The organism is Micromonospora sp. GCM10011542, assembly GCF_042650685.1.
GTDB lineage: Bacteria > Actinomycetota > Actinomycetes > Mycobacteriales > Micromonosporaceae > Micromonospora.
In genome coordinates this window covers 17,207-42,023 of sequence record NZ_JBHSBO010000067.1, presented here as the reverse complement: position 1 = coordinate 42,023, position 24,817 = coordinate 17,207, and the positions used below count along the sequence as shown (strand labels likewise).

Genomic DNA, 24,817 nt, shown 5'->3' with positions numbered 1-24,817 from the left:
AAGTGTGGGGGCGAATTCCGGCCGAGCTCGACAACCCGGTAGAAATGCGGGGCGGCGGCCGACCGGCCCCGCAGCCGTGACGGAGGGATCCCGTGGCCATCACCCGACTGCCCAGCGCCGGATTCTCGATCACCATCCGGATCGCGGTGACCGCGGACGCGTCCTCGATCGGCCGGCTCACCACGTCGGTGGGCGAGGCCGGCGCGATCGTCACCGCGCTGGACGTGGTCGACTCGGACCCGACCAACGTGATCGTCGACCTCACCTGCGACACCGCCGACGCCAGTCACGCCGACCAGGTGGTCCAGGCGCTCACCGCGCTCGACGGGGTGGACGTGCGCAAGGTGTCGGACCGGACGTTCCTGCTGCACCTCGGCGGCAAGATCGAGGTGACCTCGAAGGTCGCGCTGCGCAACCGTGACGAGTTGTCCCGGGCGTACACCCCCGGGGTGGCCCGGGTCTGCATGGCGATCGCCGAGAACCCGGCGGACGCCCGGCGGCTGACCATCAAGCGCAACACCGTCGCCGTTGTCAGCGACGGCTCCGCCGTGCTCGGCCTGGGCAACCTCGGCCCCGCCGCGTCGCTGCCGGTGATGGAGGGCAAGGCCGCGCTCTTCAAGCGCTTCGGCGGGGTGGACGCCTGGCCGGTGGTGCTCGACACCCAGGACACCGACGAGATCGTCGCGATCGTCAAGGCGATCGCGCCGGCGTACGGCGGGATCAACCTGGAGGACATCGCCGCGCCGCGCTGCTTCGAGATCGAGGCCCGCCTGCGGGAACTGCTGGACATCCCGGTCTTCCACGACGACCAGCACGGCACGGCGATCTGCGTGCTCGCCGCGCTGACCAACGCGCTGCGCGTCGTCGGCAAGCAACTCGCGGACGTCCGGGTGGTCGTCTCCGGCGCCGGCGCGGCCGGCACCGCGATCATGAAGCTGCTGCTGCGTCAGGGCGTGGGCGACATCATCGCGTACGACCGGCAGGGCGCCCTGCACCGCGGGCAGACCGACCTCAACCCGGCCTGGCAGTGGCTGGCGGAGAACACCAACAAGGAGAACTACGCGGGCGACCTGCCCGGGGCGATCCGTGGCGCGGACGTCTTCATCGGGGTGAGCGCGCCGAACCTGCTCACCGGCGACGACATCGCCACGATGGCCAAGGACTCCATCGTGTTCGCGCTGGCCAACCCGGACCCGGAGGTCGACCCGCGCGAGGCGCGCAAGCACGCCGCGGTGGTCGCCACCGGCCGGTCCGACCAGCCGAACCAGATCAACAACGTGCTCGCCTTCCCCGGCGTGTTCCGCGGCATGCTCGACGCGCACGCCGAGGAGTTCACCGAGGAGATGGCGATCGCCGCCGCCCGGGCCATCGCCGACGTGGTCGGCGAGGAGAAGATCAACCCGACGGTGATCGTGCCCAGCGTCTTCGACGCCCGCGTCGCCCCGGCGGTCGCCGCCGCCGTCCGCGCCGCCGCCCAGAACCCGTCCCCGGTTCCGGCCGCCGACCCGGGCCCCGCCGATCTTCCCGAGATCGCCGCCAACGCCAGCGCCACCCCCTGATCGACGACCGCCGGCGGACCGCGACCGGCAACTGCCACCCGGCGGCTCCGCACGGAGCTGCCCCGCGCGTCCTTTGCTCTGCTTCAACCGACGCAACACCCGATGTCCGCTATGCGGACGTCAGGCGTCGCGTGGGCTGAAGCAGAGCAAAGCGTGTCGAAGGCGTGTGGTCTGACCGGCGGCCGCGACCGTGGCCAGCCGCCCTGCCGCGACGGCTCAGCCGCCCGGCGGGGCCGCGTGACGGGCGGCGACCCGACGGGCGGGCGCGGTCGAGCTGCGGCTCAGGGCCGGAGTGGCCGCGTGACGGGCGGCCACCCGAATGGCGGCACGGTTGAGGGCAGCTCGCTCACGGGCGGAGTGCGGTGGGCTCCACCTCACCGGCAGCGACGAGGACGGCGGGGCCGGCCAGCCAGCAGGAGTCGTCGGTGACCGTCACGGTGAGGCGGCCACCGGGGACGTCGACGGCCACCGTGCCGGTGTCCCGGGCGGCGTCGCGCAGCGCCACGGCGGCCACCGCGCAGGCGCCGGTGCCGCAGGAGAGCGTCTCCGCGCTACCCCGCTCGTACACCCGCATCAGGGTGTGTCCGTCGGCGCCGTCGACCGGCTCGCCGGGCGCGGTGAACTCGACGTTGACCCCGGCGGGAAAGAGCGCGGCGTCGAACTCGGGAGCGCGGGTCAGGTCCAGGCCGGACAGCTCCAGGCCGGCGGGCAGTGCGCAGACCAGGTGGGGGTTGCCGACGTCCACCGCCGCACCGGTCAGGGTCAGACCGCCCAGGGTCGCCGTCGACGCGTCGTACACCCGGGGTCGTCGCATCTCCACGGCCACGACGTCGCCGTCGACCCGCGCGCGCACCAGGCCCGCCCGGGTGGCCACCGGCAGCGCCGCGCCGGCCGGCGTGGCCAGCCCGGCCTCCAACAGGTAGCGGACGAAGACCCGGGCGCCGTTGCCGCACATCTCGGCGAACGAGCCGTCGGCGTTCCAGTAGTCCATGAACCACTCGGCCTCATCCGCCAGGTCCGTACCGTCGGGGTGCTTGGCGGCCCGGACGACCCGCAGCACCCCGTCGCCGCCGACGCCGCGCCGCCGGTCGCAGAGCGCGGCGACCAGCTCGGCGGTCAGCTCGAGCTGATTGTCCGGATCGGGGAGGATGACGAAGTCGTTGCCGGTGCCGTGGCCCTTGATGAACTGCACGTCCCCATCATCGCGCAGCGGCGGGCACCAGACGCACGGCGGCCTCGATCACGTCGGGGTCGGTGGAGTCCAGCCAGTGGATCCGTGGGTCGCGCCGGAACCAGGAGCGCTGCCGGCGGACGAACCGCCGGGTGGCCCGGACCGTCTCGTCGTGCGCTTCGGTCTCGGTCAGCTCGCCGGCGAGGAAACGCAGCACCTGCTGGTAGCCGAGCGCACGGCTGGCCGTCCGCCCCTCCGGCAGACCCCGGCCCACCAGCTCGCGGGTCTCGGCCACCAGACCGTCGGCCCACATCCGGTCGACCCGCAGCGCGATCCGCTCGTCCAGCGCCGCGGTGTCCAGGTCGACGCCGACCTGCACGGACGGGTAGTACGGGGTCGGCTCCGGCAGCGACGCGGCGAACGGCGCACCGGTCAGCTCGATGACCTCCAACGCGCGGACGATCCGCCGGCCGTTGCCCGGCAGGATGCTCTCGGCGGCACCCGGATCGGCGGCGCGCAGCCGCGCGTAAAGCGGCGCCGGGCCGACCTCGGCCAACTCCCGCTCCAGCCGCTCCCGCAGCACGGGGTCGGTGCCGGGGAACTCGAAGCGTTCCAGCACCGCCCGCACGTACAGGCCCGAGCCGCCCACCAGCAGCGGCACCCGACCCCGGGCCAGGATGTCGTCGACGGCCGCGCGGGCCAGCCGCTGGTACTCGGCGACGCTGGCCGGCTCGGTGACCTCCCAGATGTCGAGCAGGTGGTGCGGCACGCCGTCCCGCTCGGCCGGGGTGAGCTTGGCGGTGCCGATGTCCATGCCCCGGTAGAGCTGCATCGAGTCGGCGTTGACCACCTCACCGTCGAGCGCGTGGGCCAGCGCGATGCTCAACGCCGACTTGCCCGCCGCGGTCGGGCCGACCACCGCCACGACCGTCCCCACCGGACCCGACCGCGTACCCGCCGGCCCGGACGGTGTCGCGCCGGTCACACGGGCTCCCAGGACGCCACGAAGTAGGCGACGCCGTAGGGCGCGGCGTCGTGCAGCAGAGCGCCGCGCCAGTCAACGCCGGTCGCGCGGGCGGCGCCGGCGAGCGCCTGCCAGGACGCCCGGCCGGCCGCCTTCAGCTCCGCCGACACGGCCGGGTCCAGGTCGAGCAGGACGTCGAGGTCCGCGCCGGCCAGGGCCGCGGCGACCCGCTGGTCGTACGGGTGGGCGCGCGGATCGTCGTACCCGGGGGACTTCTCCCCCCGGCAGGCCGACCCGTCGCCCAGCGCCAGCAGCGCCACCCGGGAACCCTCGGCGGCGAGCCGCTCCCCCACCGACGCCAGCTCGGCCGGGTCGGCGTCGACGGCCACCTGCACCGCGCTCACCGGCACCCGGACGTCGTGCCGGGCCAGCAGCCAGGCGCCGATGGTCAGGCTGAGCGGCAGCACCGCGCCCCGGTCCGGCTGCGCCGGCGTCAACGGCACGTCCAGGTCGACGCCCCAGGGTTGCAGCGACCCGGTGGCCGGCGCGTCGATCCGGCCGGTCGCCGGGCCGCCGCCGAGCAGCACCACGGCGTCCGGGCCGACGGCCAGCAACCGGCCGACGGCGGCGTCACAGGCGGCGCGGAGGTCGTCCAACTCCGGCGCGGCGGCGCCGGCCACATCGGGCACGAGCAGGGGCGGATGAGGGCAGACAGCGGCGGCGACCAGTGGCACCCGTCCACCGTAGCGGGAATCCCCGGTGCGTCTCCGCGCCGATCCGGTCATTCGGGCCCTAGGACACCGTATGGTCACGGTCGGCGATAGGCGCTCGACGTGGACCGGGTCGGACCTGTGACAATGCCGGAAGTAACTTGGCTGCGCCGTGGCGGCGACCGGGGGACAGGTTCCCTCGACGCCGGGAGATCGAGGATGGGCACATGAGCGACTGGACTGCCTTCGGACGGGTGGACGCGGACGGCACCGTGTACGTCAAGACCACCGAGGGCGAGCGGGTGGTCGGATCCTGGCAGGCGGGAGCACCGGAGGAGGGCCTGGCGCACTTCGCGCGCCGCTTCGCGGACCTGGTGACCGAGGTGGACCTGACCGAGGCGCGGCTCAACTCGGGTGCGGCGGACGCCGGCCACTCGCTGAGCACGATCCGGCGGATCCGCGCCTCCCTGCCCGAGGCCCACGTGGTGGGCGACATCGACGCGCTGGCCGCGCGGCTGGACAAGCTGGCCACCGTCGCCGAGGAGAAGGCTGGTGAGGCGCGGGCCGCGCGCGACGCCGCCCGGGTGGAAGCGCTGGCGCGCAAGACCGCGCTGGTCGAGGAGGCCGAGAAGCTGGCCGCCGAGTCCACCGGCTGGAAGACCGCCGGTGACCGGCTCAAGGAGATCCTCGACGAGTGGAAGACCATCCGCGGGGTCGACAAGAAGGCCGACGGCGAGCTGTGGAAGCGGTTCGCCGCCGCCCGGGACGGCTTCACCCGCCGCCGCGGTGCCCACTTCGCCTCCCTGGACTCGCAGCGCAAGCAGGCGCAGACGGTCAAGGAGGAGCTGGTCGCCGAGGCGGAGAAGCTCAAGGAGTCCACCGACTGGGCCGCCACCGCCAACCAGCTCAAGGAGCTGATGACGCAGTGGAAGGCCGCGCCGCGCGCCTCCAAGGAGGCCGAGCAGAAGCTCTGGGAGAGGTTCCGGGCCGCGCAGGACGCGTTCTTCAGCCGGCGCAGTGAGGTCTTCTCCGCCCGGGACAACGAGCAGAAGGTCAACCTGGAGCGCAAGCAGGCCCTGCTCGCCGAGGCCGAGGCGCTGGACGTCGACGCCGACCCGAAGGGCGCCCAGGCTCGCCTGCGCGACATCCAGGCCCAGTGGCACGAGGCCGGCCGGGTCCCCCGGGAGGCCGCCGCCGGGCTGGAGCGCCGGCTGCGCGCCGTCGACGACAAGGTCCGCGAGGTGATGGACTCGGCCTGGCGCCGGACCACCAAGGAGGACAACCCGCTGCTCGCGCAGATGCGGTCGCAGGTGGCCGAGGCCGAGGAGCGGCTGGCACGGGCGCAGGCCGCCGGAGACGCCCGCCGCATCAAGGAGGCCGAGCAGGCCCTCGCGTCGAAGCGGCAGTTCCTCCAGCTCGCCGAGCAGGCCGGCTGACCTGACGCGTCTCCGAGCCCCCGGTCCCGTGTGGAGATCGGGGGCTCTCGCGTGCCCGGGAGCAGCCGGACGGCCGGTTGACGCATCGAGGTGGGCGGTGAAAGGAAGGGCCCCCTGTTAACGCCTGCGGTAGAGGAAGGGCCCCTTGTTAACGCGGTGGCGTTAACAAGGGGCCCTTCCTTACCGGCAGGCTGGTCAGGGGGCTGTGCAGCCGAGGGATGGGGCGGGGGTGGGCGCCGGGGCGCCGATGGTGGGCAGGCCGAGCAGGACCCCGGGGGTACGCGGGGAACGGCCGGCCTCGGCCGCGTCACCGGCCCGGGTCCGGCGGTGCGCCAGCGGCGCTCCGTCGGCGTTGAGGTGGTGCGGCGCGGCGTATGTCAGCGTGGTGTGCACGATGTCGCCCGGGCGGATCTGCTCGGCGAGATCACCGACCGCGAAGTGCACGAGGCGGCCGTCGCGGGCGCGGCCGGACATCCGGCCGGTGCGCTCGTCCTTGCGGCCCTCGCCGACCGCGACCAGCACCTCCACGGTCTCCCCCACCAGGCGCTTGTTCTCCGCCCAGGTGATCTCCTCAACGGCGGCGATCAGCCGCTCGTAGCGCTCCTGCACGACCTGCTTGGGCAGTTGGCCGTCCATGGTGGCGGCGGGCGTGCCGGGGCGCTTGGAGTACTGGAACGTGAACGCCGAGGAGAACCGGGCCTCGCGGACCACGTCCAGGGTGCGCTGGAAGTCCGCCTCGGTCTCGCCGGGGAAGCCGACGATGATGTCGGTGGTGATGGCCGCGTCCGGCATCGCCGCACGGACCTTCTCGATGATCCCCAAGTATTTCTCCGACCGGTACGACCGGCGCATCGCCTTGAGCACGTCGTCGGAGCCGGACTGCAACGGCATGTGCAGCGAGTGGCAGACGTTCGGCGTCTCGGCCATCGCGGCGATCACGTCGTCGGTGAAGTCCTTCGGATGCGGGCTGGTGAACCGGACCCGCTCCAGCCCGTCGATGTCGCCGCAGGCGCGCAGCAGCTTGCCGAACGCGTACCGGTCGCCGAACTCCACGCCGTAGGAGTTGACGTTCTGCCCGAGCAGGGTCACCTCCAGCACGCCCTCGTCGACCAGGGCGCGGACCTCGGAGAGGATGTCGCCGGGGCGGCGGTCCTTCTCCTTGCCGCGCAGAGAGGGCACGATGCAGAACGTGCAGGTGTTGTTGCAGCCCACCGAGATCGAGACCCAGCCGGCGTACGTCGACTCGCGGCGGGTGGGCAGCGTGGACGGGAAGACGTCCAGCGACTCCAGGATCTCCACCTCGGCGGCGGTGTTGTGCCGCGCCCGCTCCAGCAGCACCGGCAACGAACCGATGTTGTGGGTGCCGAAGACCACGTCCACCCAGGGCGCCTTGCGGACGATGTCGCCGCGGTCCTTCTGGGCCAGGCAGCCACCGACCGCGATCTGCATCCCCGGATGCTTGGCCTTGACGGGACGCAGATGACCGAGGTTGCCGTAGAGCCGGTTGTCGGCGTTCTCCCGCACCGCACAGGTGTTGAAGACGACGACATCCGGGCTGTCGTCCGCCTCGGCGGCACGCACGTAGCCGGCCTGTTCGAGCAGGCCGGAGATGCGCTCGGAGTCGTGCACGTTCATCTGGCAGCCGTAGGTGCGCACCTGGTAGGTGCGCGCGCTGCCCGCCGCTGCGGTAGTCATGACCAGGACAGCGTATCCGGGTCCACCGGATCGAGGAGAACGAGGAGGAGCCGTGTGCCGGAGCATCAAGACGCTGCGTGAGCCGTACACCGCCCAGGTGACCGACGCGGACGTCGAGGCGGCCGCCCTGCAGTACGTCCGGAAGATCTCGGGCTTCCGGGCGCCCGCCGCGCACAACGCCGCCGCGTTCGACGCGGCGGTGGCCGCCGTGGCCGAGGCCACCCGCACCCTGCTCGACCAGCTGGTGGTCCGCGGCGGCGGGCCGACCGCCGCGGACCGGCCGGCGCCCGCCGCCAGCCTCGACTGACCTGGGACGCCGTTGCGTCAGGCCGCGGCGAGCACCGGGGCGACGGTGTCGGGGGCCCACCGCGAGCGGTGGCACTGCGACCAGCCCCGGCAGGCGGGGTCGGCCAGGGTGCAGAGCCGCTGGTTGCTGAGCAGCTCGCCGTCGTCGGTCTCCCGCACGTCGAAGTGCACCGGACGGACCGTCCCGTCGGGGGCGACGAGCAGGTGCCGGCCGGCGTCGAGCGTGTCGTCGCGTACCAGGCAGTTGCGGCCCAGCAGCCGGGCGAGCGCGGCGATGCTCGCGTGCTCGGAGAGCCGCTCGGGCACCCCGTAGCAGTCCACCACCGTCGCGAACTCGCCGGGCGCCTGCCAGACGTCGCAGACCACCGCGTACGCCGGCAGCCGGGTCGGGTCGGCCACCGCGAGGGGCATCACCACCCGACCGAGCGCCTCGGCCAGTGCCGGGTAGACCTCAACGGGTCGTGCCCGGTCGATTCTCCAGTTCCACAGCTCGGTCATGCCGCCTCCTCGCTGCGTTCGTCCCACCGGCCTCCGGATCGGGCCTTACTGACGATGGTGGGGGGCATATGACCTCAGCCGGGGCCAAGTTACCGGTCTGTGACCATTCCGGGCAAAATTTCCTGGGGCTACGTTGCTCCGAGTAGCGGGAAGGTGACAGTTTATCGGGTATCGTGCCCGGTCCGCGCGAGCCACTTCCACGTCCCGGAAGCTACCCGGTCAGCGCAGGACGACCAGGTGCTCGCCCCGGGGCAGCAGCTCCCCGACCACGGGCGCGCCGGGCAGCTCGCCGGCGACCAGCAGGCCGCCGGAGGTCTGCGCGTCGGCAAGCAGCAGCCGCTCGTCCTCTCCGACCTGGCCGAAGTCGGTCCACGGTTTGACCCACTCCAGGTTGCGCCGGCTGCCGCCGCTGACGTACCCGTCGCGCAGCGCCTCCCGCGCGCCCGGCAGATAGGGCACCCGGGCGGTGTCGATGGCCACGGTGAGCCGGCTGGCCCGGGCCAGCTTCGAGGCGTGCCCGAGCAGCCCGAAGCCGGTGACGTCGGTGCCGCAGCGGATGCCGGCGGCGATCGCGGCCCGCGCCGCGTCCCGGTTGAGCGCGCTCATCGTGGCCACCGCCTCGGGGAAGCTCTCGCCGGTGGCCTTGTGCCGGGTGTTCAGGACCCCCACCCCGAGCGGCTTGGTCAGCGACAGCGGCACCCCGGCGCGGCCGGCGTCGAGGGTGATCAGCTCCTCGGGCCGGACCGTCCCGGTGACCGCCAGGCCGTACTTCGGACCGTCGTCGTCGACGCTGTGCCCGCCGGCCAGGTGGCAGCCGGCCTCCCGGGCCACGTCCTGACCACCGCGCAGCACCTCGCGGGCCAGCTCCAGCGGCAGTACGTCCCGCGGCCAGCAGAGCAGGTTGAGCGCGACCAGCGGGGTGCCGCCCATCGCGTACACGTCGGAGAGGGCGTTGGCCGCGGCGATCCGCCCCCAGTCGTACGCGTCGTCGACGACCGGCGTGAAGAAGTCCGCGGTGCTGACCAGGCCCGTCCGCTCATCCAGCCGGACCACCGCCGCGTCGTCGCCGTGGTCGAGCCCGACCAGCAGCTCGGCGGTGCCGCTGGCCGGCCCCAGGCCGGCGACCATCGCCTCCAACTCCCCAGGCGGGATCTTGCAGGCGCAGCCGCCGCCGCGCGCGTACCGGGTCAGGCGTACCGCTTCGGTCATGCCGCCATGATCTCGGCAACCGGGCTCCGCCGCCACCGCAACGGCCCCGTCCGGTGACCGGAATCGGACTCCGTACGACGATCGTGACCGGTGTTACCGCTCCGTGACCCACGGAGTTGCGTTCCGCCACATGCCGCCGCCTACAGTGGCCCAACCGGGGGTCATCCGACCCCGATCCGGGGAGACGACAGGGACGGTGGACGACGTGACGACGGGCGAACCGCTCATCGTGCTGGACGCGGTCAACAAGTGGTTCGGGCCGCTGCACGTGCTGGACGACGTCTCACTGTCGGTGGGTCGGGGCGAGGTGGTCGTGGTGATCGGCCCGTCCGGCTCCGGCAAGTCGACGCTGTGCCGCGCCATCAACCGGCTGGAGCCGATCAACTCCGGCACCATCACCTTCGACGGCCAGCCGCTGCCGGCCGAGGGCAAGGCCCTCGCGAAGCTGCGCAGCGAGGTCGGCATGGTCTTCCAGTCGTTCAACCTCTTCGCGCACAAGACCATCCTCGAGAACGTCACCCTCGGGCCGATCAAGGTCCGCAAGGAGAAGCCGGCCGCGGCACGTGAGCGCGGCCTGGCCCTGCTCGACCGGGTCGGCATCGCCAACCAGGCGGACAAGTTCCCGGCCCAGCTCTCCGGCGGCCAGCAGCAGCGGGCGGCCATCGCCCGGGCACTGGCGATGCAGCCCAAGGCGATGCTCTTCGACGAGCCCACCAGCGCGCTCGACCCGGAGATGGTCGGCGAGGTGCTGGACGTGATGACCTCACTGGCCCGCGACGGCATGACCATGGTCGTGGTCACCCACGAGATGGGCTTCGCCCGGCACGCCGCGAACCGGGTCATCTTCATGGCCGACGGCCAGCTGGTCGAGGACGCCCCGCCGGCGGAGTTCTTCGCCAACCCGCGCAGCGAGCGGGCCCGGGACTTCCTCTCCAAGATCCTCACGCACTAGGCGTCCGTAGTGGAGCGTGCCGTCCCCCGGCGGGCTCCGTCGAAGAAGGAGAAAAGTATGCGTATGAAGCGCGTTGCCGCGGTCGCCGCGGTCGCCGCTCTGGCGCTCGGGCTGACCGCCTGTGGCGGCGACGAGGGCACGGGCTCCGGCAGCAAGTCCTTCGCCGCCGGCAGCACCATGGAGAAGCTCAACAAGGCCCAGAAGATCAAGGTCGGCACCAAGTTCGACCAGCCGGGCTTCGGTCAGAAGGGCCTGTCGGGCAAGCCGGAGGGCTTCGACGTCGAGATCGCGAAGATCATCGTCAAGGAGCTCGGCATCCCCGAGGACAAGATCGAGTACGTCGAGACGCCGTCGAAGGTCCGTGAGGACAAGATCGTCGATGGCAGCGTCGACCTGGTCGCCGCCACGTACACGATCAACGACAAGCGCAAGGAGCGCATCGCCTTCGCGGGCCCGTACTACGAGGCCGGCCAGAACATCCTGGTCAAGAAGGACGACGCGACCATCACCGGCCCGGATTCGTTCAAGGACGGCACCAAGAAGGTCTGCTCGGTCACCGGCTCGACGCCGGCCGAGACCATCAAGACGTACGTCAAGGACGTCGGCTCGCAGCTGGTGCTCTTCGACACCTACGACAAGTGCCGCGACGCCCTCAAGGGTGGCCAGGTCGACGCCGTCACCACGGACAACGTGATCCTGCTCGGCTACATCGCCAAGGACGAGGCGTCCTTCAAGCTGGCCGGCTCCAACTTCACCAAGGAGCCGTACGGCATCGGGGTGAAGAAGGAGGACACCGCGTTCCGCACCTTCATCAACGACACGCTGGACAAGGCCATCGCCGACGGCCGTTGGAAGAAGGCCTGGGACGACACCGCCGGCAAGTTCGGCGCGGAGCTCGGCGCGGCGCCGACCATCAACCGCTACTGATCTGATCCTTCGATCTGGAGGGTGGGGAGGAACACCGACCCGTGAACGTGCTCATCGACAAGTTCGACGTCTTTGCGGGTGGTTTCTGGCTCACCCTCCAGATCTGCGTACTCGCCGCGATCGGCGCCCTGATCCTGGGCGCCGTCGTGGCGGTGCTCCGCATCTCGCCGGTGCCGCCACTGCGCGCCCTCGGCACCGGCTACGTGAACGTCTTCCGCAACATGCCGCTGACCGTGGTGATGTTCTTCGCCGCCTTCGGCCTGCCGGCGCTGGGCTCCAACGCCGACTTCCTGCGCATCCCCGGCGTGGACGCGCTGTTCAAGCGGCTCGGCACCGACCTGCCGTACTTCCGCTTCGCGCTGATCGCCCTGGTGCTCTACACCGCGGCGTTCGTCTGCGAGGCGCTGCGCTCCGGGGTGAACGCGGTGCCCGCCGGGCAGGCCGAGGCCGCCCGGTCGCTGGGCCTGACCTTCGGCCAGAACCTGCGGTACGTGGTGCTGCCGCAGTCGTGGAAGGCTTCCGTGGTGCCGCTCGGCTCGGTGATCATCGCGATGATCAAGAACTCGGCGTTGGCCGGCTTCTTCGGGGTCGTGGGCGACCTGTCGGCCACCGCCGACCAGCTCACCGGAGCCGAGGGCTACGCCTTCATCCCGGTCGCCATCGGCATCTCGATCGGATACCTGATCATGACCGTGCCGCTCGGTGCCCTCCTGGACCGGATCGAGAAGCGACAGGCGGTGGCCCGATGAGTCAGCAGAGCGTCCTCTACGACGTCCCCGGCCCCCGTCAGCGGCGGATCACCCTGATCAGCAGCGTGGTCGCCGCGGCGATCCTGCTCGTCGGGGCGTACTACCTGATCTACCGACCGCTGGACGACAAGGGCCAGTTCTCGATGGAGCTGTGGGGGCCGCTGGTCGACCCCTCCAACGAGAACTTCTCCCTGGTGTGGGAGCGGATCGGCCTCGGCTTCAGGAACACCCTGACTGCGGCTGCGCTGTCCATCGTCGGGTCGCTGCTGGTCGGCACCCTGCTCGCCGTGCTCCGGATCCAACTCAAGAGCCTGACCCAGCGGCGGTTCACCGGGCTGGCGACGCCCGTGGCGTACCTGCTGCGCGGGCTGAGCCTGCTCCTCTCGACGGTCACCCGGGTCTGCGTCGAGGTGTTCCGCGGCCTGCCGGTCGTGATCACCATCTTCTTCGTCGCCCGTGGCTTCCCCGAGTTCGGCATCTCGTTCGACACCCTCTGGTACCTGGTGATCGGTCTGACCATCTACAACTCGGTGGTCATCGCGGAGATCCTCCGCTCCGGCATGGAGGGGTTGCCGGGCGGTCAACGGGAGGCCGCCTCCGCGATCGGGCTCTCCCCGATGCAGACCACCCGGATGATCCTGCTGCCACAGTCTTTCCGGATCATGCTGCCGGCGCTGATCAGCCAGCTGGTCGTGGTGCTCAAGGACACCTCGCTGGGCTTCATCATCAGCTACGAGGAGACGCTCAACATCGGCAAGCAGATCATCGGCGTGCTGGGCAACCCCATCCAGGTGTACGTCGTGATCGCCGTGCTCTTCATCGCGGTGAACTACTCGCTGTCGAAGCTCGCTCAGTACGTCCAGCGCCGGCTCGCCCAGGGCCGCAAGACGGCGAACACCCCGGCACAGAACCCTCCGCCGGCCGCGCTCATGTCGCAGGCCGAGGGCGGCGGGGGAGGCGGCGGGGCCTGAGCCACGCCATACCACCGACGCCATCAAGGGCCGCCCCGATCCGGGGCGGCCCTTTGGCGATCCACTCGGCCGGCGCGCCGCGCGGGCCACCCCGACTCAGCGGGCGATCTCCGTGACGCGGGACTCGCGGACCACGGTCACCCGGATCTGACCCGGGTAGGTCAGCTCCTCCTCGATCTGCTTGGCCACGTCCCGCGCCAGCACCGCCGCGCCGATGTCGTCCACGTCGTCCGGCTTGACCATCACCCGGACCTCCCGGCCGGCCTGCATGGCGAAGACCTTCTCCACACCCACCTTGCCGGCCGCGATCTCCTCGATCCGCTCCAGCCGCTTGACGTACGCCTCCAGGCTCTCCCGCCGCGCCCCCGGCCGGCCCCCGGAGCAGGCGTCGGAGGCCTGGGTGAGCACGGCCTCGATCGTCTGCGGCGGCACCTCGTTGTGGTGCGCCTCGATGGCGTGCACCACGTCCTCGTGCTCGCCGTACTTGCGGGCCAGGTCAGCGCCGATGATGGCGTGGCTGCCCTCGACCTCGTGGGTGAGCGCCTTGCCGATGTCGTGCAGGAACGCCGAGCGCTTGATGGTGGGCACGTCCAGGCGCAGCTCGGCCGCCATGATCCCGGCGATGTGCGCGGTCTCCACCAGGTGCTTGAGCACGTTCTGCCCGTACGAGGTGCGGTAGCGCAGCCGGCCCAGCAGGGTGACCAGCTCCGGATGGATCTCAGTGATGCCGACTTCGACCAGGGCGTCCTCGGCGGCCCGGTGGCAGAGCTCCTCCACCTCGTGCCGAGCCAGGTCGTAGACCTCCTCGATCCGGTGCGGGTGGATCCGGCCGTCGAGCACCAGCTTCTCCAGGGTGAGCCGGCCGACCTCCCGGCGCACCGGGTCGAAGCAGGAGAGCAGCACCGCCTCCGGGGTGTCGTCGATGATCAGGTTGACGCCGGTCACCGACTCGAAGGCGCGGATGTTGCGCCCCTCCCGGCCGATGATCCGCCCCTTCATCTCGTCGCCGGGCAGGTGCAGGACGCTGACGACGCTCTCCGCGGTCTGCTCGCTGGCCACCCGCTGGATCGCGTCCACCACGATGTGCCGGGCCCGCTGCTCGGCGGTGTTGCGCGCGTCGGACTCGATGTCCCGCACCAGCAGCGCGGCCTCCCGCTTCGCCTGCGTCTCGATCGCCTCGATCAGCTCGGCCCGGGCGTTGTCGGCGGTCAAGCCGGCCACCCGCTCCAGCTCCCGGCGGCGCGACTCCTCCGCCTCGGCCAGCTCGGACTCCCGCTGGCTCAGCGCCGCCTCCCGCGCCGACAGGGCGGCACTGGCCGCGGTGAGCTGCCGTTCCCGCTCGGCGAGCCGCTCCACCTCCTCGGTGTGCAGCCGCTCCCGCTCGTCCATCCGGGCCGCCCGCCGCTCCACCTCCGCGGCCTGCTCCCGGGTGGTGGCGGCGAGTACCGCGACCTCCCGTTCGCCGCTGCGGCGGGCCGCGGTGCGCAACTGCTCGGCGTCGGCCTCGGCCTGCTTGTGCGCGCGTTCCAGCACGGTGTCGGCCTCGGCGCGGGCGTCGTCGAGCACCCGACGGGCCTCGGCCCGGGCCGCCTTCGCCTCGGCTTTCGCCGCCGCGGCCTCGGTGCGGGCCGCCGCCGCCGCTGACTTCGCCACGTCGATGGTGCTGTTCGCCTCGTCGGCCGCCGTGCGCAGGGCGGCCAGCGACTGTTCCTGGCGGTCCTTCTCGGCGATGAAGGCGGGATCCTCCGGCGCCGGCGCCGCACCCATCCGGCGCAGCGTGCGGACGCCGACCAGCACGGCCCCGATCACCACCACGGCGAGGAGCACGACGGCCGCGAGGAGCACGACGTCGAAGGCGCTCATGCCGGAACCCCGTGGGGCCTACCGGTGATCCTGTGCCGCCGCCCCGCCATGGCCGCCTCCCCTGAACGTCGCCGTCCGCAGCGACTGTGCCGGTGGGCACACTCCTGCGGCTATGGACGCCCGACCGGAGCGGCTGGCCGTGGGTAGCTTTCTCCGCCGGCGGTGCCTGCGGGCAGCGTCGGCGATCGGGTGCAGTTGTCGCAGCGCTCCGGACCGGCCTGTCCGGAGCTGCCACCAAGGACCGTGGAATCGGCCAAAGTGATGCTGTTCTGTTACGCGATCTATGTTGTGCGCTTAGCCTGCGCTGGTCGGGCAATGTGAGCCTGTATGGCGAGGCTAGGTCGCCGGGGGCGGTCTGGTCAAGGACTCATGATCAAACCCCCCGAACGGAGCGAAGTTGGGCCATCACGTCCTGCTGATGTCGCGGCGGACACCAGCGGACAAACTCCGCGAGGCGTATCCGCCCCGGACGGGCGTCACACCTGCTCAGCGGGCCGCCACGGCGCTCACTCGGCCAGCCGGCCGCGGTCCAGCTCGCCCTCGGCGTCGGCCAGCGCGTCGGCGTCGATCTGCTCGGCGAACTCGGCCGCCTCCGCACTCTGCGCGGCGAGCGCGTCCTTCACCGCCCGGATCGCCACTCCCGGTGGGTAGCCCTTGCGGGCCAGCATGCCCACGAGGCGGCGGAAGACCGCGTCGGGCTCACCCCGGGCGGTACGCAGCTTGCGGTCGACTAGGGCACGGGCGGTGTCCGCCTCGGTCTCCTCGTCCAGCTCGCCGAGCGCCTCGGTGGCCACCTCGCCGTCCACGCCCTTCTGGCGCAGCTCGTTGGCGAGAGCCCGGCGGGCCAGGCCACGCCCGGCGTGCCGGCTGGACACCCAGGCCCGGGCGAACGCAGCGTCGTCGATGATGCCGACCTCGTCGTAGCGGTCGAGCACCTCGGCCGAGACCTGCTCGGAGATCCCCCGCTTGGCCAGCGCCCCGGCCAGCTCGGCCCGCGTGCGCGGGCGGACGGCGAGCTGGCGCAGGCAGATCTCCCGGGCCACCTCCGCCTCGTCGCGCGGCGGGGACTCCGGCTCGTCCGTCTGCTGCTCGGCCCGGCGGCCCCGACGGGGGCGGGCCGGACCGCTGGCGTCGCCCGTACGGGGCGGGCTGGCATCCCAGCCCCGCCCCGTACGGGCGCGTCGTCCTGCCACTGGTCAGCGACCGGTCAGAAGTCGACCGGCGGCAGCTCGGGGCCACCGGCGGCGTCACCCGCGCCGACCCCGACGCCGAGCTTCTCCAGGATCTTCTTCTCGATCTCGGCCGCCACGTCCGGGTTCTCCTTGAGGAACTCCCGGGCCTTCTCCTTGCCCTGGCCGAGCTGGTCGCCGTCGTAGGTGTACCAGGCACCCGACTTGCGGATGATCGCCTGCTCCACGCCGACGTCGATCAGCGAGCCCTCGCGGGAGATGCCCTTGCCGTACATGATGTCGAACTCGGCCTGCTTGAACGGCGCGGCCACCTTGTTCTTCACGACCTTGACCCGGGTGCGGTTACCGACCACGTCGGTGCCGTCCTTGAGGCTCTCGATGCGTCGCACGTCGAGCCGGACCGAGGCGTAGAACTTCAGCGCCCGACCACCGGTGGTGGTCTCCGGGCTGCCGAACATCACGCCGATCTTCTCGCGGAGCTGGTTGATGAAGATCGCGGTGGTGCCGGTGTTGCTGAGCACACCGGTGATCTTCCGCAGCGCCTGGCTCATCAGCCGGGCCTGGAGACCCACGTGGCTGTCGCCCATCTCACCCTCGATCTCGGCGCGCGGCACCAGGGCCGCCACCGAGTCGATCACGATGATGTCGAGCGCGCCGGAGCGGATCAGCATGTCCGCGATCTCCAGCGCCTGCTCGCCGGTGTCCGGCTGGGACACCAGCATCGCGTCGGTGTCGACGCCGAGGGCCTTCGCGTACTCCGGGTCGAGCGCGTGCTCCGCGTCGATGAAGGCCGCGATGCCCCCGGCCCGCTGGGCGTTGGCCACCGCGTGCAGGGCCACCGTCGTCTTACCGCTGGACTCCGGGCCGTAGACCTCGACCACCCGGCCGCGCGGCAGACCGCCCACACCGAGCGCGACATCGAGCGCGATGGAGCCGGTCGGGATCACGGCGGTCTGGATGACCGGCCGCTCCCCCAGCCGCATCACCGAGCCCTTGCCGAACTGCTTGTCGATCTGAGCGAGAGCAAGGTCGAGTGCCTTCTCCCGGTCAGGCCCTGCTGCCATGGTTGCCACCCCTGCCTTCGCCGGCGTCTTTGCTGAGCTTCGCGTCACGCGGACACGCTAGGCGCTGGGTCCGACAGAAAACCAGCCGACGGGCCGCGAGCTGTGGACGAGCACCCCGCTGTGGACAATAGCCGAACAGGTGTACGACTCGGCAAGCGACACGCGGATCGGTGGAAATCGCTGCTCAGCGTAGTCGGGCGGGCACGCGGTCGGGGTACGCGGCGCAGACCGCCCGCCACACCACGTGCGTCTGCTCGCCCGACGCCAGCGCCTGCTCGATGGTCCGCCCACCGAGCTGGGACAACACCTGGTCCCGGGCGATGCTGGCCGCGTAGCCGGGGCCGAACGCCTCCTCCAGCCGCGTCCAGAAGTCGGTCAGCCGCACGTGATCAGCCCTCCTCGTCCGGTGCCCCGGTCGGCACCGGCCGCAACGCTAGCGCCACCAGGGGCACCGTCGCGACCGCCGCGAGCAGGGTGAGCACCGGATAACCGGCCGCCCGCATGACAAACCCGCTCAGCGCGGCGGCACCCGCACCGGCCAGCCCCATGGTCAGGTCGGAGAGCCCCTGCACGCTCGGCCGCACACCGGTCGGGACCGACTCCGAGAGCAGCGTCGAGCCGGCCACCATGGTGCCCGACCAGCCCAGGCCGAGCAGGGCCAGGCCGACCGAGAGCAGGGGCGTGTCGTGCCCGGCGGTGCCGGCGACCGCGCACGCCGCCAGCAACAGCCCCACCCCGCCGAGGATCACCGCGCGCCGACCCAACCGGTCGGTGAGCCAGCCGACCACCGGGGAGAGCGCGTACATGCCGGCGATGTGCACGCTCAGCACGATGCCGACCAGCCGCAGCACGTCGGCGTCACCGTGCGACTGCCCGATCCGCACCGGGGTCATCGACATCACCGCCACCATCACCAGGTGGCCCACCGCCACCGCGGCGATGCCGAGCCGGGCGGCCGGACGGTCGCGTACCACCGACCAGGCCGCCCGAATCCCCGCGCCGCGCGACGCGCGCACCGTGCCCGGCGCGGCGGCCGGGCCGGCCCCCACGCTGGCGGCGGCCCCGGACACCGGGTCGACCGCCGCGGAGCCGGGCGCGACGTCGGCCGCCGGGGCGCCGGGCGGCGCGTCGGCCGCCGCGAGGCGGCGCGCGGTGAGCAGCGGGTCGGGCCGGAGCAGACCGAGGAGTACGCCGGCAGCGAGCAGGAAGGCCGCAGCGCTGAACGCGAACGGGCCGGCCAGCGGCGGCAGTCCCCAGCCGGAGGTGACCCGGTCGGCCAGTGCGGCGAAGTTCGGCGCCGCCACCGCGCCGATCGTGGTGGCCCAGACGATCAGGGAGAGCTGCCGACCCCGGCGGGCCGGCTCGGCGAGGTCCACCGCCGTGTAGCGAGCCTGGAGGTTGGCCGCGGTGCCACCGCCGAAGAGCAGCATGCCGAGGAAGAGCAACGGCACCCAGCCGGTGGCCGCGGCCAGCACCACCAGCACCCCGCCAGCGGCACCGACTACGTACGCCAGCACCAGGCCCGGCCGGCGACCGTGCCGGGTCATGATCCGGGTGACCGGGACGGCCAGCAGGGCCGCGCCGACCACGGCGGCGCTCTGCGCCAGGCCGGCGACCGCGGTGCCGGCGATCCGGGCGGCGAGCAGCGCGCCGACGGCGATGCCGATGGTCACGCCGATGCCGCCGATGATCTGGGTGGTGAAGAGCAGTCGCAGGGTGCGCCGCTGGATGGGCGCGACGTCGGGCCGGATGGGGGCCGGCGCGGTCAGGTCGGTGGCCATCGGTGCTCCTCGGTGCGGGGTGCCCATCCTCGCGCACCGCACCGACCAGCGGCAGCGGGGTTCGCTACGGGCCGAGACCGCCGTCACCGCTCAACGACCCGAGGCGGCCGCCGTGGTGGTGGGCGCTGGCCCGCTCGAAGAACCACCGGCGCCGCTGGCGACGCTGGCCCCTCGCGCCGAGCCTTCGTCCACGGTTCGGTCGGTACCCGGCCGGGCAGCCCGGTCAACCCGCCGACCGGCCGCCGGTCGATCGTGGACGGTCCCTCCCGAGCGGGACGAAGCGGTCAGCTGGCCAGGGCGCGCGCTCCCACGGTGAGGTCGGCGACCAGCCCCTCGTACGCCTTGTCCTGGTCGTCGGCGCGCAGCACCGCCGACGGGTGGATCGTGGCCAGCAACCGGGCCGGCGGGGCGTCGGCGAGCTTGCCGGCGCTGTCCACCGGGACGCGGGTGAAGTCCTCCGGGTGCTGGGCCGACGCCGGCCAGGGCAGCAGCTCCCCGCGCTGCTTCGTCACCCGGAACGTCGGGCCGAGCAGCGCCTTGGCGGCGGTGGCGCCGAGGACCACGACGATCTCCGGGTCGAGCCGGGCGAACTCGGCGACCAGCCAGGGCCGGCAGGCGGTGATGTGCACCCGGTCCGGGGTCTGGTGGATGCGCCGCTTGCCGCGCAGCTCGAAGCGGAAGTGCTTGACGGCGTTGGTCAGGTAGATGTGCCGCGGGTCGAGCCCCGCGTCGTCGACCGCCTTGCGCAGCAGCCGGCCGGCAGGGCCTACGAAGGGCAGCCCCTTCTGGTCCTCCATGTCGCCGGGCTGCTCGCCGACCAGCACCATGCGGGCGCTCTCGTCACCGCGGCCGAAGACGGTCTGCGTGGCGTCCCGGTACAGCTCGCACCCCTGACAGCCGCCCGAGGCGGTGCGCAGCTCGTCGATGGTGTCCGCGTCGGGCGGGATGAACCGCTGGGCACCCGGGGCGCTCTCGGTCTGCTCGGCCATGCCGACTGTTATATACCCGTTCGCCGCCCGATGCCGGGTACGGCCCGACGGGCTCGCCTGCCGCGTGCGGCCCGGCGGGGCGCGCGCCACTGGGATGATCCACTCGGGATGCGGGATGTCGGCCCATCCGGGTCCGTGGGAAGCCCCGACATCATGGAAACCGAGCCGATCATGTGGCGACCGCGCGGGTCAGTATCCGTTGCCTCCCCCGTCACCGCCGGCTGCGATCGCGATCAGCACGATCACGATCACCAGGATCGCCACCGCGATGGCGATCCACACTCCCTTGCGCGCTCCCGGTGAAGCCATGGTCATCCCACCTCCGCCGCCGCGCATACCCATTCCGCCGCCACCCACGCCCTCCCGCGCGGGGAGCCGCCGAGCGTTCACGTCCCCGACCCGGATCGTGAGGAAGGGTCAGGTGGTGTGGCCGGGCGGTGGGGTGGGGTCGGCGGCCCGGGCCAGGGCCGCGGCCAGGGGTGCGATCTCGGCGTCGGCGAGGTGGCTGACGGTGATCCGGAGGGCGGGCGGGGCGGCGATGCGGTACAGAGCGCCGGGAGCCACCGACCAGCCGGCGTCACGCAGCGCGGTCACCGCGCTGGTCTCGTCCGCCACCGGCAGCCAGACGTTGATCCCGCTGCGGCCCTGCGCGCTCAACCCGTGCCCGGCCAGCGCGGCCAGCAGCGCCTCGCGCCGTCGGTCGTAGGTGTCCGCGGCCCGGTCCACCAGTTCGGTGACGGCCGGGTCGACCCAGAGCGCGAGCACCAGCCGTTGCAGCACGGTGGAGACCCAGCCGGCGCCGACGCGGGCCCGGCCGGCCACCCGGGCCACCGTGGTCTCGTCGCCGACCAGCACGGCGAGCCGCAGGTCGGGACCGAAGGGCTTGCTCACCGAGCGGAGGAAGGCCCAGCTGGCGGTGGCACCGGCCAGCGGGTGCAGCGGCAGCCGGGCCAGCTCGGCGGCGTGGTCGTCCTCGATCAGCAGCAGGTCCCGCCGGTCAGCGAGCAGCGCGCGCAGCGCGGCGGCCCGGTCGGCGGAGATGGCCGCGCCGGTCGGGTTCTGCGCGCGGCTGGTCACCACCAGCGCCCGCGCGCCGGCGGCCAGCGCGGCGGCCACGCCCGCCACCACCGGTCCCTCGTCGTCGACCGGTACGCCGATCGGGCGCAGCCCGAGCGCGGCGACCAGGTCGAGCAGGTTGGCCCAGCCGGGGTCCTCGACCGCGACCGCGTCGCCGGGGCGCAGGTGGGCGCCGAGCAGCCGTTCGATGCCGTCCAGCGCGCCGCCGGTGATGGTGAGCTCCCCGGCCGGCACCCCGTCGGCGGTCAGCCGGGCCCGGGCAGCCTCGGCCAGCTCGGGCAGCACACCGGCATCGGAGTAGCCGACCGGCGGGCCGCCGGCGGCGGCGAGTGCCGCCAGGTGTGGCCCGAGCGGGGGCAGCAGGTCGGGGTCGGGTTCGCCCCGGGACAGGTCGCGGGTGCCGGGCGCGGGCGGTGGGCGCAGCGCCGACCGGCGGGCCGCGACGGGCGGGCGCGGGCGGACCCGGGTGCCGTGCCGGCCGGCGGTGGCGAGCAGGCCGCGCTGGCGCAGCTCCTGGTAGGCGCGGGCTACGGTGGCCGGGCTGACGCCCAGCTCGGCGGCGAGCGCCCGGACCGACGGGAGAGCGGCCCCGGGCGGGAGCGCGGCGGTGCGGACGCCCGACTCGATGCTGGCCGAAATCTCGACGGCCGTCGCCCCGGTGACCTGATAGCGTACTGACACAAATCAGGGATTGTACTAGAACAAAGGCGGGAGCATGTACCCACCCTCCGATCGGACCACCGCCAGCCGTTCCCGGGAGCGGATGAGCTACGACCGGGCCGCCGCGCACGCCGTGCTGGACGAGGCGTACCACTGCGCGCTCGCCTTCACCGTCGACGGCGAGCCACGGGTGCTGCCCACCCTGCACGTCCGCATCGGCGACACCCTCTACCTGCACGGCTCCACCGGCAGCCGACCACTGCTCGCCGCCCGCGGCGACGGGTTGAGGGTCTGCGTCGCGGTGACCCTGCTCGACGGGTTGGTCTACGCCCGCTCCCAGTTCCACCACAGCGCCAACTACCGCTCGGTGGTCGCGCACGGCACCGCCCGGCTGGTCACCGACGAGCGGGAGCGGCTGGCCATGCTCACCGCGCTGGTGGAGAAGGTGGGCGCCGGACGCAGCGCCGACAGCCGTCCGCCGAGCCGGCGCGAGCTGGCCGAAACCGCCGTGCTGGCGCTGCCACTGCGCGAGGTGTCGGTCCGCGCCCGCACCGGTGGGGTCAGCGAGGACGAGGCCGACCTGGACCTGCCGCACTGGGCCGGGGTGCTTCCGCTGCGGTTGACCGCCGGGCTGCCCGAACCGGCCGCCGGGGTGACCGCGCCGCTGCCGGCGTACCTGCGGGCCGCCCGCACGCCCTGGCACGAACCGGCGGTGCTGCGCGGAGAGCACGTCGTGCTGGAACCGCTCGACCCGAGCCACGCCGAGCAGTTGTACGCCGCCACCGCCGACCCGGAGGTGTGGCAGCACCTCGGCGGCCGGCAACCGGTCGACGCGACCGAGATGGGGGAGGTCATCGCGGCCTACCTGGGCGCATGGCATCGGGGCGAGCGGGTCTCCTGGGCCCAGCGCAGCGCGATGACCGGCGCGGTGGTCGGCACCACCTCCTTCTACGAGATCGAGCCCGAGCGGCGGTCCCTCGCCATCGGCTACACCTGGCTCGGACGACCGTGGTGGCGCACCGGGATCAACACCGAGGCGAAGCTGCTGCTGCTCACCCGGGCCTTCGAGGAGCTGGGCGCGCTGCGGGTGGCCTGGCACACCGACATCCGCAACACCCGCTCCCAGGCGGCGATCGAACGGCTCGGCGCGAGCCGGGAGGGGGTCCTGCGGATGCACCGGCAGCGTTCGGACGGCTCCTGGCGGGACACCGTGCAGTACTCGATGACCGTCGACGAGTGGCCGAACGCACAGGCCAGCCTGCGGGAAAGGCTTCGCCGGACGGCACCGGTGGCGTGATGATGGCGGGCGTGCTGGGGATCACCGACATCTGGACGTACGTGCTGGGCACCGTGGCCATCGTTCTGCTGCCCGGGCCGAACTCGCTTTTCGTGCTCTCCACCGCGGCCAAACGGGGCGTGCCCGCCGGCTACCGGGCCGCGGGCGGGGTGTTCGTCGGCGACGGGGTGCTGATGTTCCTCTCGGCCGCCGGGGTGGCGTCGCTGCTCAAGGCGTACCCACCGTTGTTCCTGGTGATCAAGTACGCCGGTGCCGCGTACCTCGGTTATGTGGGGTTGACCATGCTGCGCGGCGCCTGGCGGCGCTGGCGCGACCGCAACGACCCGAGCACGCCGCGGCTCATCGACGCCGCGGAGCCGGCGGCGATGCGCAGCCCGTTCCGCAAGGCGCTGGTGATCAGCCTGCTCAACCCCAAGGCGATCCTGTTCTTCATCTCGTTCTTCATCCAGTTCGTCGACCCCGGCTACGCCTGGCCGGCGCTGTCGTTCCTGCTGCTCGGCCTGATCGCCCAGGTGACCAGTGCGCTCTACCTCACCGCGCTGATCTTCGCCGGCACGTTCCTGGCCGCCCAGTTCCGGCAGCGCCGCCGGCTGGCCGCGGGCGCGACCACCGGCGTCGCGATGGTCTTCCTCGGCTTCAGCCTCAAGCTCGCCACCGCCTCGGTGTGAGGAGGAGCGGCCTGTCAACGCCTGAGGTAGAGGCGGGGGCCCCTGTCGACGCCGCCCACGGGCACGGCTCCCGTCAGGTGCCGTCGCCGCCGCCTCCACCGCCCCCGACGCCGCCGCCGCCAGCCGTGCCGCCCAGGCCGTAGCCGGGCGCGACCGGCTCGTCCGGGTGGCGGCTGACGTGGGCCGACTCGGTGATCTGCGCGGACCAGTCGGCGTGCGCGGCCGCCGCCGCGTGCCGGTTGATCGCCGACCGCAGCCAGCCGTCCACGGTGGCGACCCAGTCCCGTCGCTCGGCGTCCGCGTGCCAGACCCGGAAGCGGCTGATGCTCTGGTGGGTGATCCCGGCCAGTGCCAGCCGGCGGTCCATCCAGAGGATCACCTCCAGCCCCGCCGAGGTGGTCACGAAGATCAGCTCCAGCTCGGTGATCGGCCCGGCGTAGAGCGGCGCCACCCAGTAGCCCCACCGCTGGTGCAGCGGCAGGGTCTGCGCCACCCCGGGCAGCCCGCCCTGCACCAGCCCGGCCTGTCGGATCGTGAAACCCAGTGTGCCCAGCGCCGTCAGCACGTGCTCCTGAGTGGGGATCGGGTGCACGAAGACCGGCACCATCGCGCCCTGGTCCAGATCCGGGTCGACCGACACCTCGGTGCGCAGCCCCATCCGCAGACTCAGCAGCGGCACCCCCTTGTAGATCGTCACCGGGGTCTCCCAGGGCAGCGGCAGCGCGAAGTCGACCGCGCGGCGCCGGCCCGCCGGGACGACGAACCGGCCGGCGATCGGCACCTGGTGGAACTGGACAAGGCGCCGAGGCGCGGAAGGGTCGTCCGGCTCCGCGGTGGTGACGAGGCCGAGGCGGATGTGCCGCACCAGCACCTCCCCCGGCCCGGCGGCCACCGTCACCCGCCCCGGCAGCCGCAGGCCCGGACGCGTACTGGGGTTGGTCAGCGTGGTCTGCACGGACAGCCCGGTCCAGCCGGACTCCGACGACACCCCCGTCAGCCGCACCGCGCCCCCTCCGCCAGGCTCCCCGCCACCAACTGTCGCGGACCCGGCGCGTGGTCACCTCGACTTCGGCGAAGAGAG

At 72.7% G+C, this 24,817-nt stretch carries 23 protein-coding genes; 9 read left to right on the top strand and 14 right to left on the bottom strand.

Annotation, left to right across the window (positions count from 1 at the left end):
- Window positions 1-92 precede the first annotated feature (92 nt).
- On the top strand, window positions 93-1,559 hold the full coding sequence (locus ACFOW4_RS28200) for an NAD-dependent malic enzyme (protein WP_377533308.1): 1,467 nt from the start codon (window positions 93-95) through the stop codon (window positions 1,557-1,559).
- Window positions 1,560-1,905: 346 nt separating this feature from the next.
- Here ACFOW4_RS28200 and dapF read toward each other — a convergent pair whose 3' ends face one another.
- From dapF to ACFOW4_RS28185, 3 genes are read right to left on the bottom strand one after another with little or no spacing between them, the layout of a single operon-like run.
- On the bottom strand, window positions 1,906-2,751 hold the full coding sequence (gene dapF, locus ACFOW4_RS28195) for a diaminopimelate epimerase (RefSeq protein ID WP_377533306.1): 846 nt from the start codon (window positions 2,749-2,751) through the stop codon (window positions 1,906-1,908).
- Between the two features lie 7 nt (window positions 2,752-2,758).
- Window positions 2,759-3,727 carry a tRNA (adenosine(37)-N6)-dimethylallyltransferase MiaA gene (gene miaA / locus ACFOW4_RS28190; RefSeq protein WP_377533575.1) on the bottom strand — a complete coding sequence of 323 codons (969 nt, stop codon included), beginning with the start codon at window positions 3,725-3,727 and terminating at the stop codon, window positions 2,759-2,761.
- Entirely contained in the window at window positions 3,712-4,479 is a 768-nt protein-coding gene (locus ACFOW4_RS28185; protein ID WP_377533304.1) for a class III extradiol dioxygenase subunit B-like domain-containing protein, read from the bottom strand. The genes miaA and ACFOW4_RS28185 overlap by 16 nt, the downstream gene beginning before the upstream one ends.
- Before the next feature lie 152 nt (window positions 4,480-4,631).
- On the opposite strand from ACFOW4_RS28185, the gene ACFOW4_RS28180 reads away from it, so the two are divergent.
- The gene (locus tag ACFOW4_RS28180) at window positions 4,632-5,840 is read left to right on the top strand and encodes a DUF349 domain-containing protein (RefSeq protein ID WP_377533302.1); all 1,209 of its coding nucleotides are present in this window, start codon (window positions 4,632-4,634) and stop codon (window positions 5,838-5,840) included.
- A 195-nt stretch (window positions 5,841-6,035) separates the two neighbouring features.
- On the opposite strand, the gene miaB is transcribed toward ACFOW4_RS28180, so the two are convergent.
- Entirely contained in the window at window positions 6,036-7,535 is a 1,500-nt protein-coding gene (gene miaB, locus ACFOW4_RS28175; protein ID WP_377533300.1) for a tRNA (N6-isopentenyl adenosine(37)-C2)-methylthiotransferase MiaB, read from the bottom strand.
- A 52-nt stretch (window positions 7,536-7,587) separates the two neighbouring features.
- On the opposite strand from miaB, the gene ACFOW4_RS28170 reads away from it, so the two are divergent.
- Complete coding sequence (locus tag ACFOW4_RS28170; protein WP_377533298.1) at window positions 7,588-7,842, top strand: DUF2277 family protein; 255 nt, start codon at window positions 7,588-7,590, stop codon at window positions 7,840-7,842.
- A gap of 17 nt (window positions 7,843-7,859) precedes the next feature.
- Here ACFOW4_RS28170 and ACFOW4_RS28165 read toward each other — a convergent pair whose 3' ends face one another.
- Both ACFOW4_RS28165 and selD read right to left on the bottom strand, forming a co-directional pair.
- On the bottom strand, window positions 7,860-8,339 hold the full coding sequence (locus tag ACFOW4_RS28165; RefSeq protein WP_377533296.1) for a hypothetical protein: 480 nt from the start codon (window positions 8,337-8,339) through the stop codon (window positions 7,860-7,862).
- A gap of 219 nt (window positions 8,340-8,558) precedes the next feature.
- Window positions 8,559-9,548 carry a selenide, water dikinase SelD gene (gene selD / locus ACFOW4_RS28160; RefSeq protein ID WP_377533294.1) on the bottom strand — a complete coding sequence of 330 codons (990 nt, stop codon included), beginning with the start codon at window positions 9,546-9,548 and terminating at the stop codon, window positions 8,559-8,561.
- A 196-nt stretch (window positions 9,549-9,744) separates the two neighbouring features.
- Here selD and ACFOW4_RS28155 point away from each other — a divergent pair, with 196 nt between their 5' ends.
- The 4 genes from ACFOW4_RS28155 to ACFOW4_RS28140 are packed head-to-tail and all read left to right on the top strand — an operon-like array spanning window position 9,745 to window position 13,147.
- Window positions 9,745-10,500 (top strand): amino acid ABC transporter ATP-binding protein, encoded by a 756-nt coding sequence (locus ACFOW4_RS28155; protein ID WP_377533292.1) that lies wholly within the window; start codon window positions 9,745-9,747, stop codon window positions 10,498-10,500.
- A 57-nt stretch (window positions 10,501-10,557) separates the two neighbouring features.
- The gene (locus tag ACFOW4_RS28150; RefSeq protein ID WP_377533290.1) at window positions 10,558-11,427 is read left to right on the top strand and encodes a glutamate ABC transporter substrate-binding protein; all 870 of its coding nucleotides are present in this window, start codon (window positions 10,558-10,560) and stop codon (window positions 11,425-11,427) included.
- A 41-nt stretch (window positions 11,428-11,468) separates the two neighbouring features.
- On the top strand, window positions 11,469-12,176 hold the full coding sequence (locus tag ACFOW4_RS28145) for an amino acid ABC transporter permease (protein ID WP_377533288.1): 708 nt from the start codon (window positions 11,469-11,471) through the stop codon (window positions 12,174-12,176).
- Window positions 12,173-13,147 (top strand): amino acid ABC transporter permease, encoded by a 975-nt coding sequence (locus tag ACFOW4_RS28140; RefSeq protein ID WP_377533286.1) that lies wholly within the window; start codon window positions 12,173-12,175, stop codon window positions 13,145-13,147. Before ACFOW4_RS28145 ends, ACFOW4_RS28140 begins: the two co-directional genes overlap by 4 nt.
- Window positions 13,148-13,243: 96 nt before the next feature.
- Here ACFOW4_RS28140 and rny read toward each other — a convergent pair whose 3' ends face one another.
- The 7 genes from rny to ACFOW4_RS28105 form a co-directional block, all read right to left on the bottom strand.
- Window positions 13,244-15,010 (bottom strand): ribonuclease Y, encoded by a 1,767-nt coding sequence (gene rny, locus ACFOW4_RS28135; RefSeq protein ID WP_377533284.1) that lies wholly within the window; start codon window positions 15,008-15,010, stop codon window positions 13,244-13,246.
- Window positions 15,011-15,516: 506 nt separating this feature from the next.
- Window positions 15,517-16,203, bottom strand: coding sequence for a regulatory protein RecX (locus tag ACFOW4_RS28130; RefSeq protein ID WP_377533282.1), 687 nt, complete (start codon window positions 16,201-16,203; stop codon window positions 15,517-15,519).
- A gap of 14 nt (window positions 16,204-16,217) precedes the next feature.
- The gene (recA, locus tag ACFOW4_RS28125) at window positions 16,218-17,264 is read right to left on the bottom strand and encodes a recombinase RecA (RefSeq protein WP_145784951.1); all 1,047 of its coding nucleotides are present in this window, start codon (window positions 17,262-17,264) and stop codon (window positions 16,218-16,220) included.
- A gap of 184 nt (window positions 17,265-17,448) precedes the next feature.
- On the bottom strand, window positions 17,449-17,649 hold the full coding sequence (locus tag ACFOW4_RS28120; protein WP_377533280.1) for a DUF3046 domain-containing protein: 201 nt from the start codon (window positions 17,647-17,649) through the stop codon (window positions 17,449-17,451).
- A 4-nt stretch (window positions 17,650-17,653) separates the two neighbouring features.
- Window positions 17,654-19,045, bottom strand: a complete 1,392-nt coding sequence (locus ACFOW4_RS28115) for an MFS transporter (RefSeq protein ID WP_377533278.1) — start codon at window positions 19,043-19,045, stop codon at window positions 17,654-17,656.
- 284 nt (window positions 19,046-19,329) lie between these two features.
- Complete coding sequence (locus ACFOW4_RS28110) at window positions 19,330-20,034, bottom strand: UdgX family uracil-DNA binding protein (RefSeq protein WP_377533276.1); 705 nt, start codon at window positions 20,032-20,034, stop codon at window positions 19,330-19,332.
- 417 nt (window positions 20,035-20,451) lie between these two features.
- Window positions 20,452-21,792, bottom strand: coding sequence for an aminotransferase class I/II-fold pyridoxal phosphate-dependent enzyme (locus ACFOW4_RS28105; RefSeq protein ID WP_377533274.1), 1,341 nt, complete (start codon window positions 21,790-21,792; stop codon window positions 20,452-20,454).
- 34 nt (window positions 21,793-21,826) lie between these two features.
- Here ACFOW4_RS28105 and ACFOW4_RS28100 point away from each other — a divergent pair, with 34 nt between their 5' ends.
- Window positions 21,827-23,068, top strand: coding sequence for a bifunctional pyridoxamine 5'-phosphate oxidase family protein/GNAT family N-acetyltransferase (locus ACFOW4_RS28100; RefSeq protein ID WP_377533272.1), 1,242 nt, complete (start codon window positions 21,827-21,829; stop codon window positions 23,066-23,068).
- Window positions 23,068-23,736: a leucine efflux protein LeuE gene (gene leuE, locus ACFOW4_RS28095; protein WP_377533270.1), complete on the top strand. Its 669-nt coding sequence runs from the start codon at window positions 23,068-23,070 to the stop codon at window positions 23,734-23,736. Before ACFOW4_RS28100 ends, leuE begins: the two co-directional genes overlap by 1 nt.
- Window positions 23,737-23,809: 73 nt before the next feature.
- On the opposite strand, the gene ACFOW4_RS28090 is transcribed toward leuE, so the two are convergent.
- Window positions 23,810-24,739, bottom strand: a complete 930-nt coding sequence (locus tag ACFOW4_RS28090; protein WP_377533268.1) for a sporulation protein — start codon at window positions 24,737-24,739, stop codon at window positions 23,810-23,812.
- Between the last annotated feature and the right edge of the window lie 78 nt (window positions 24,740-24,817).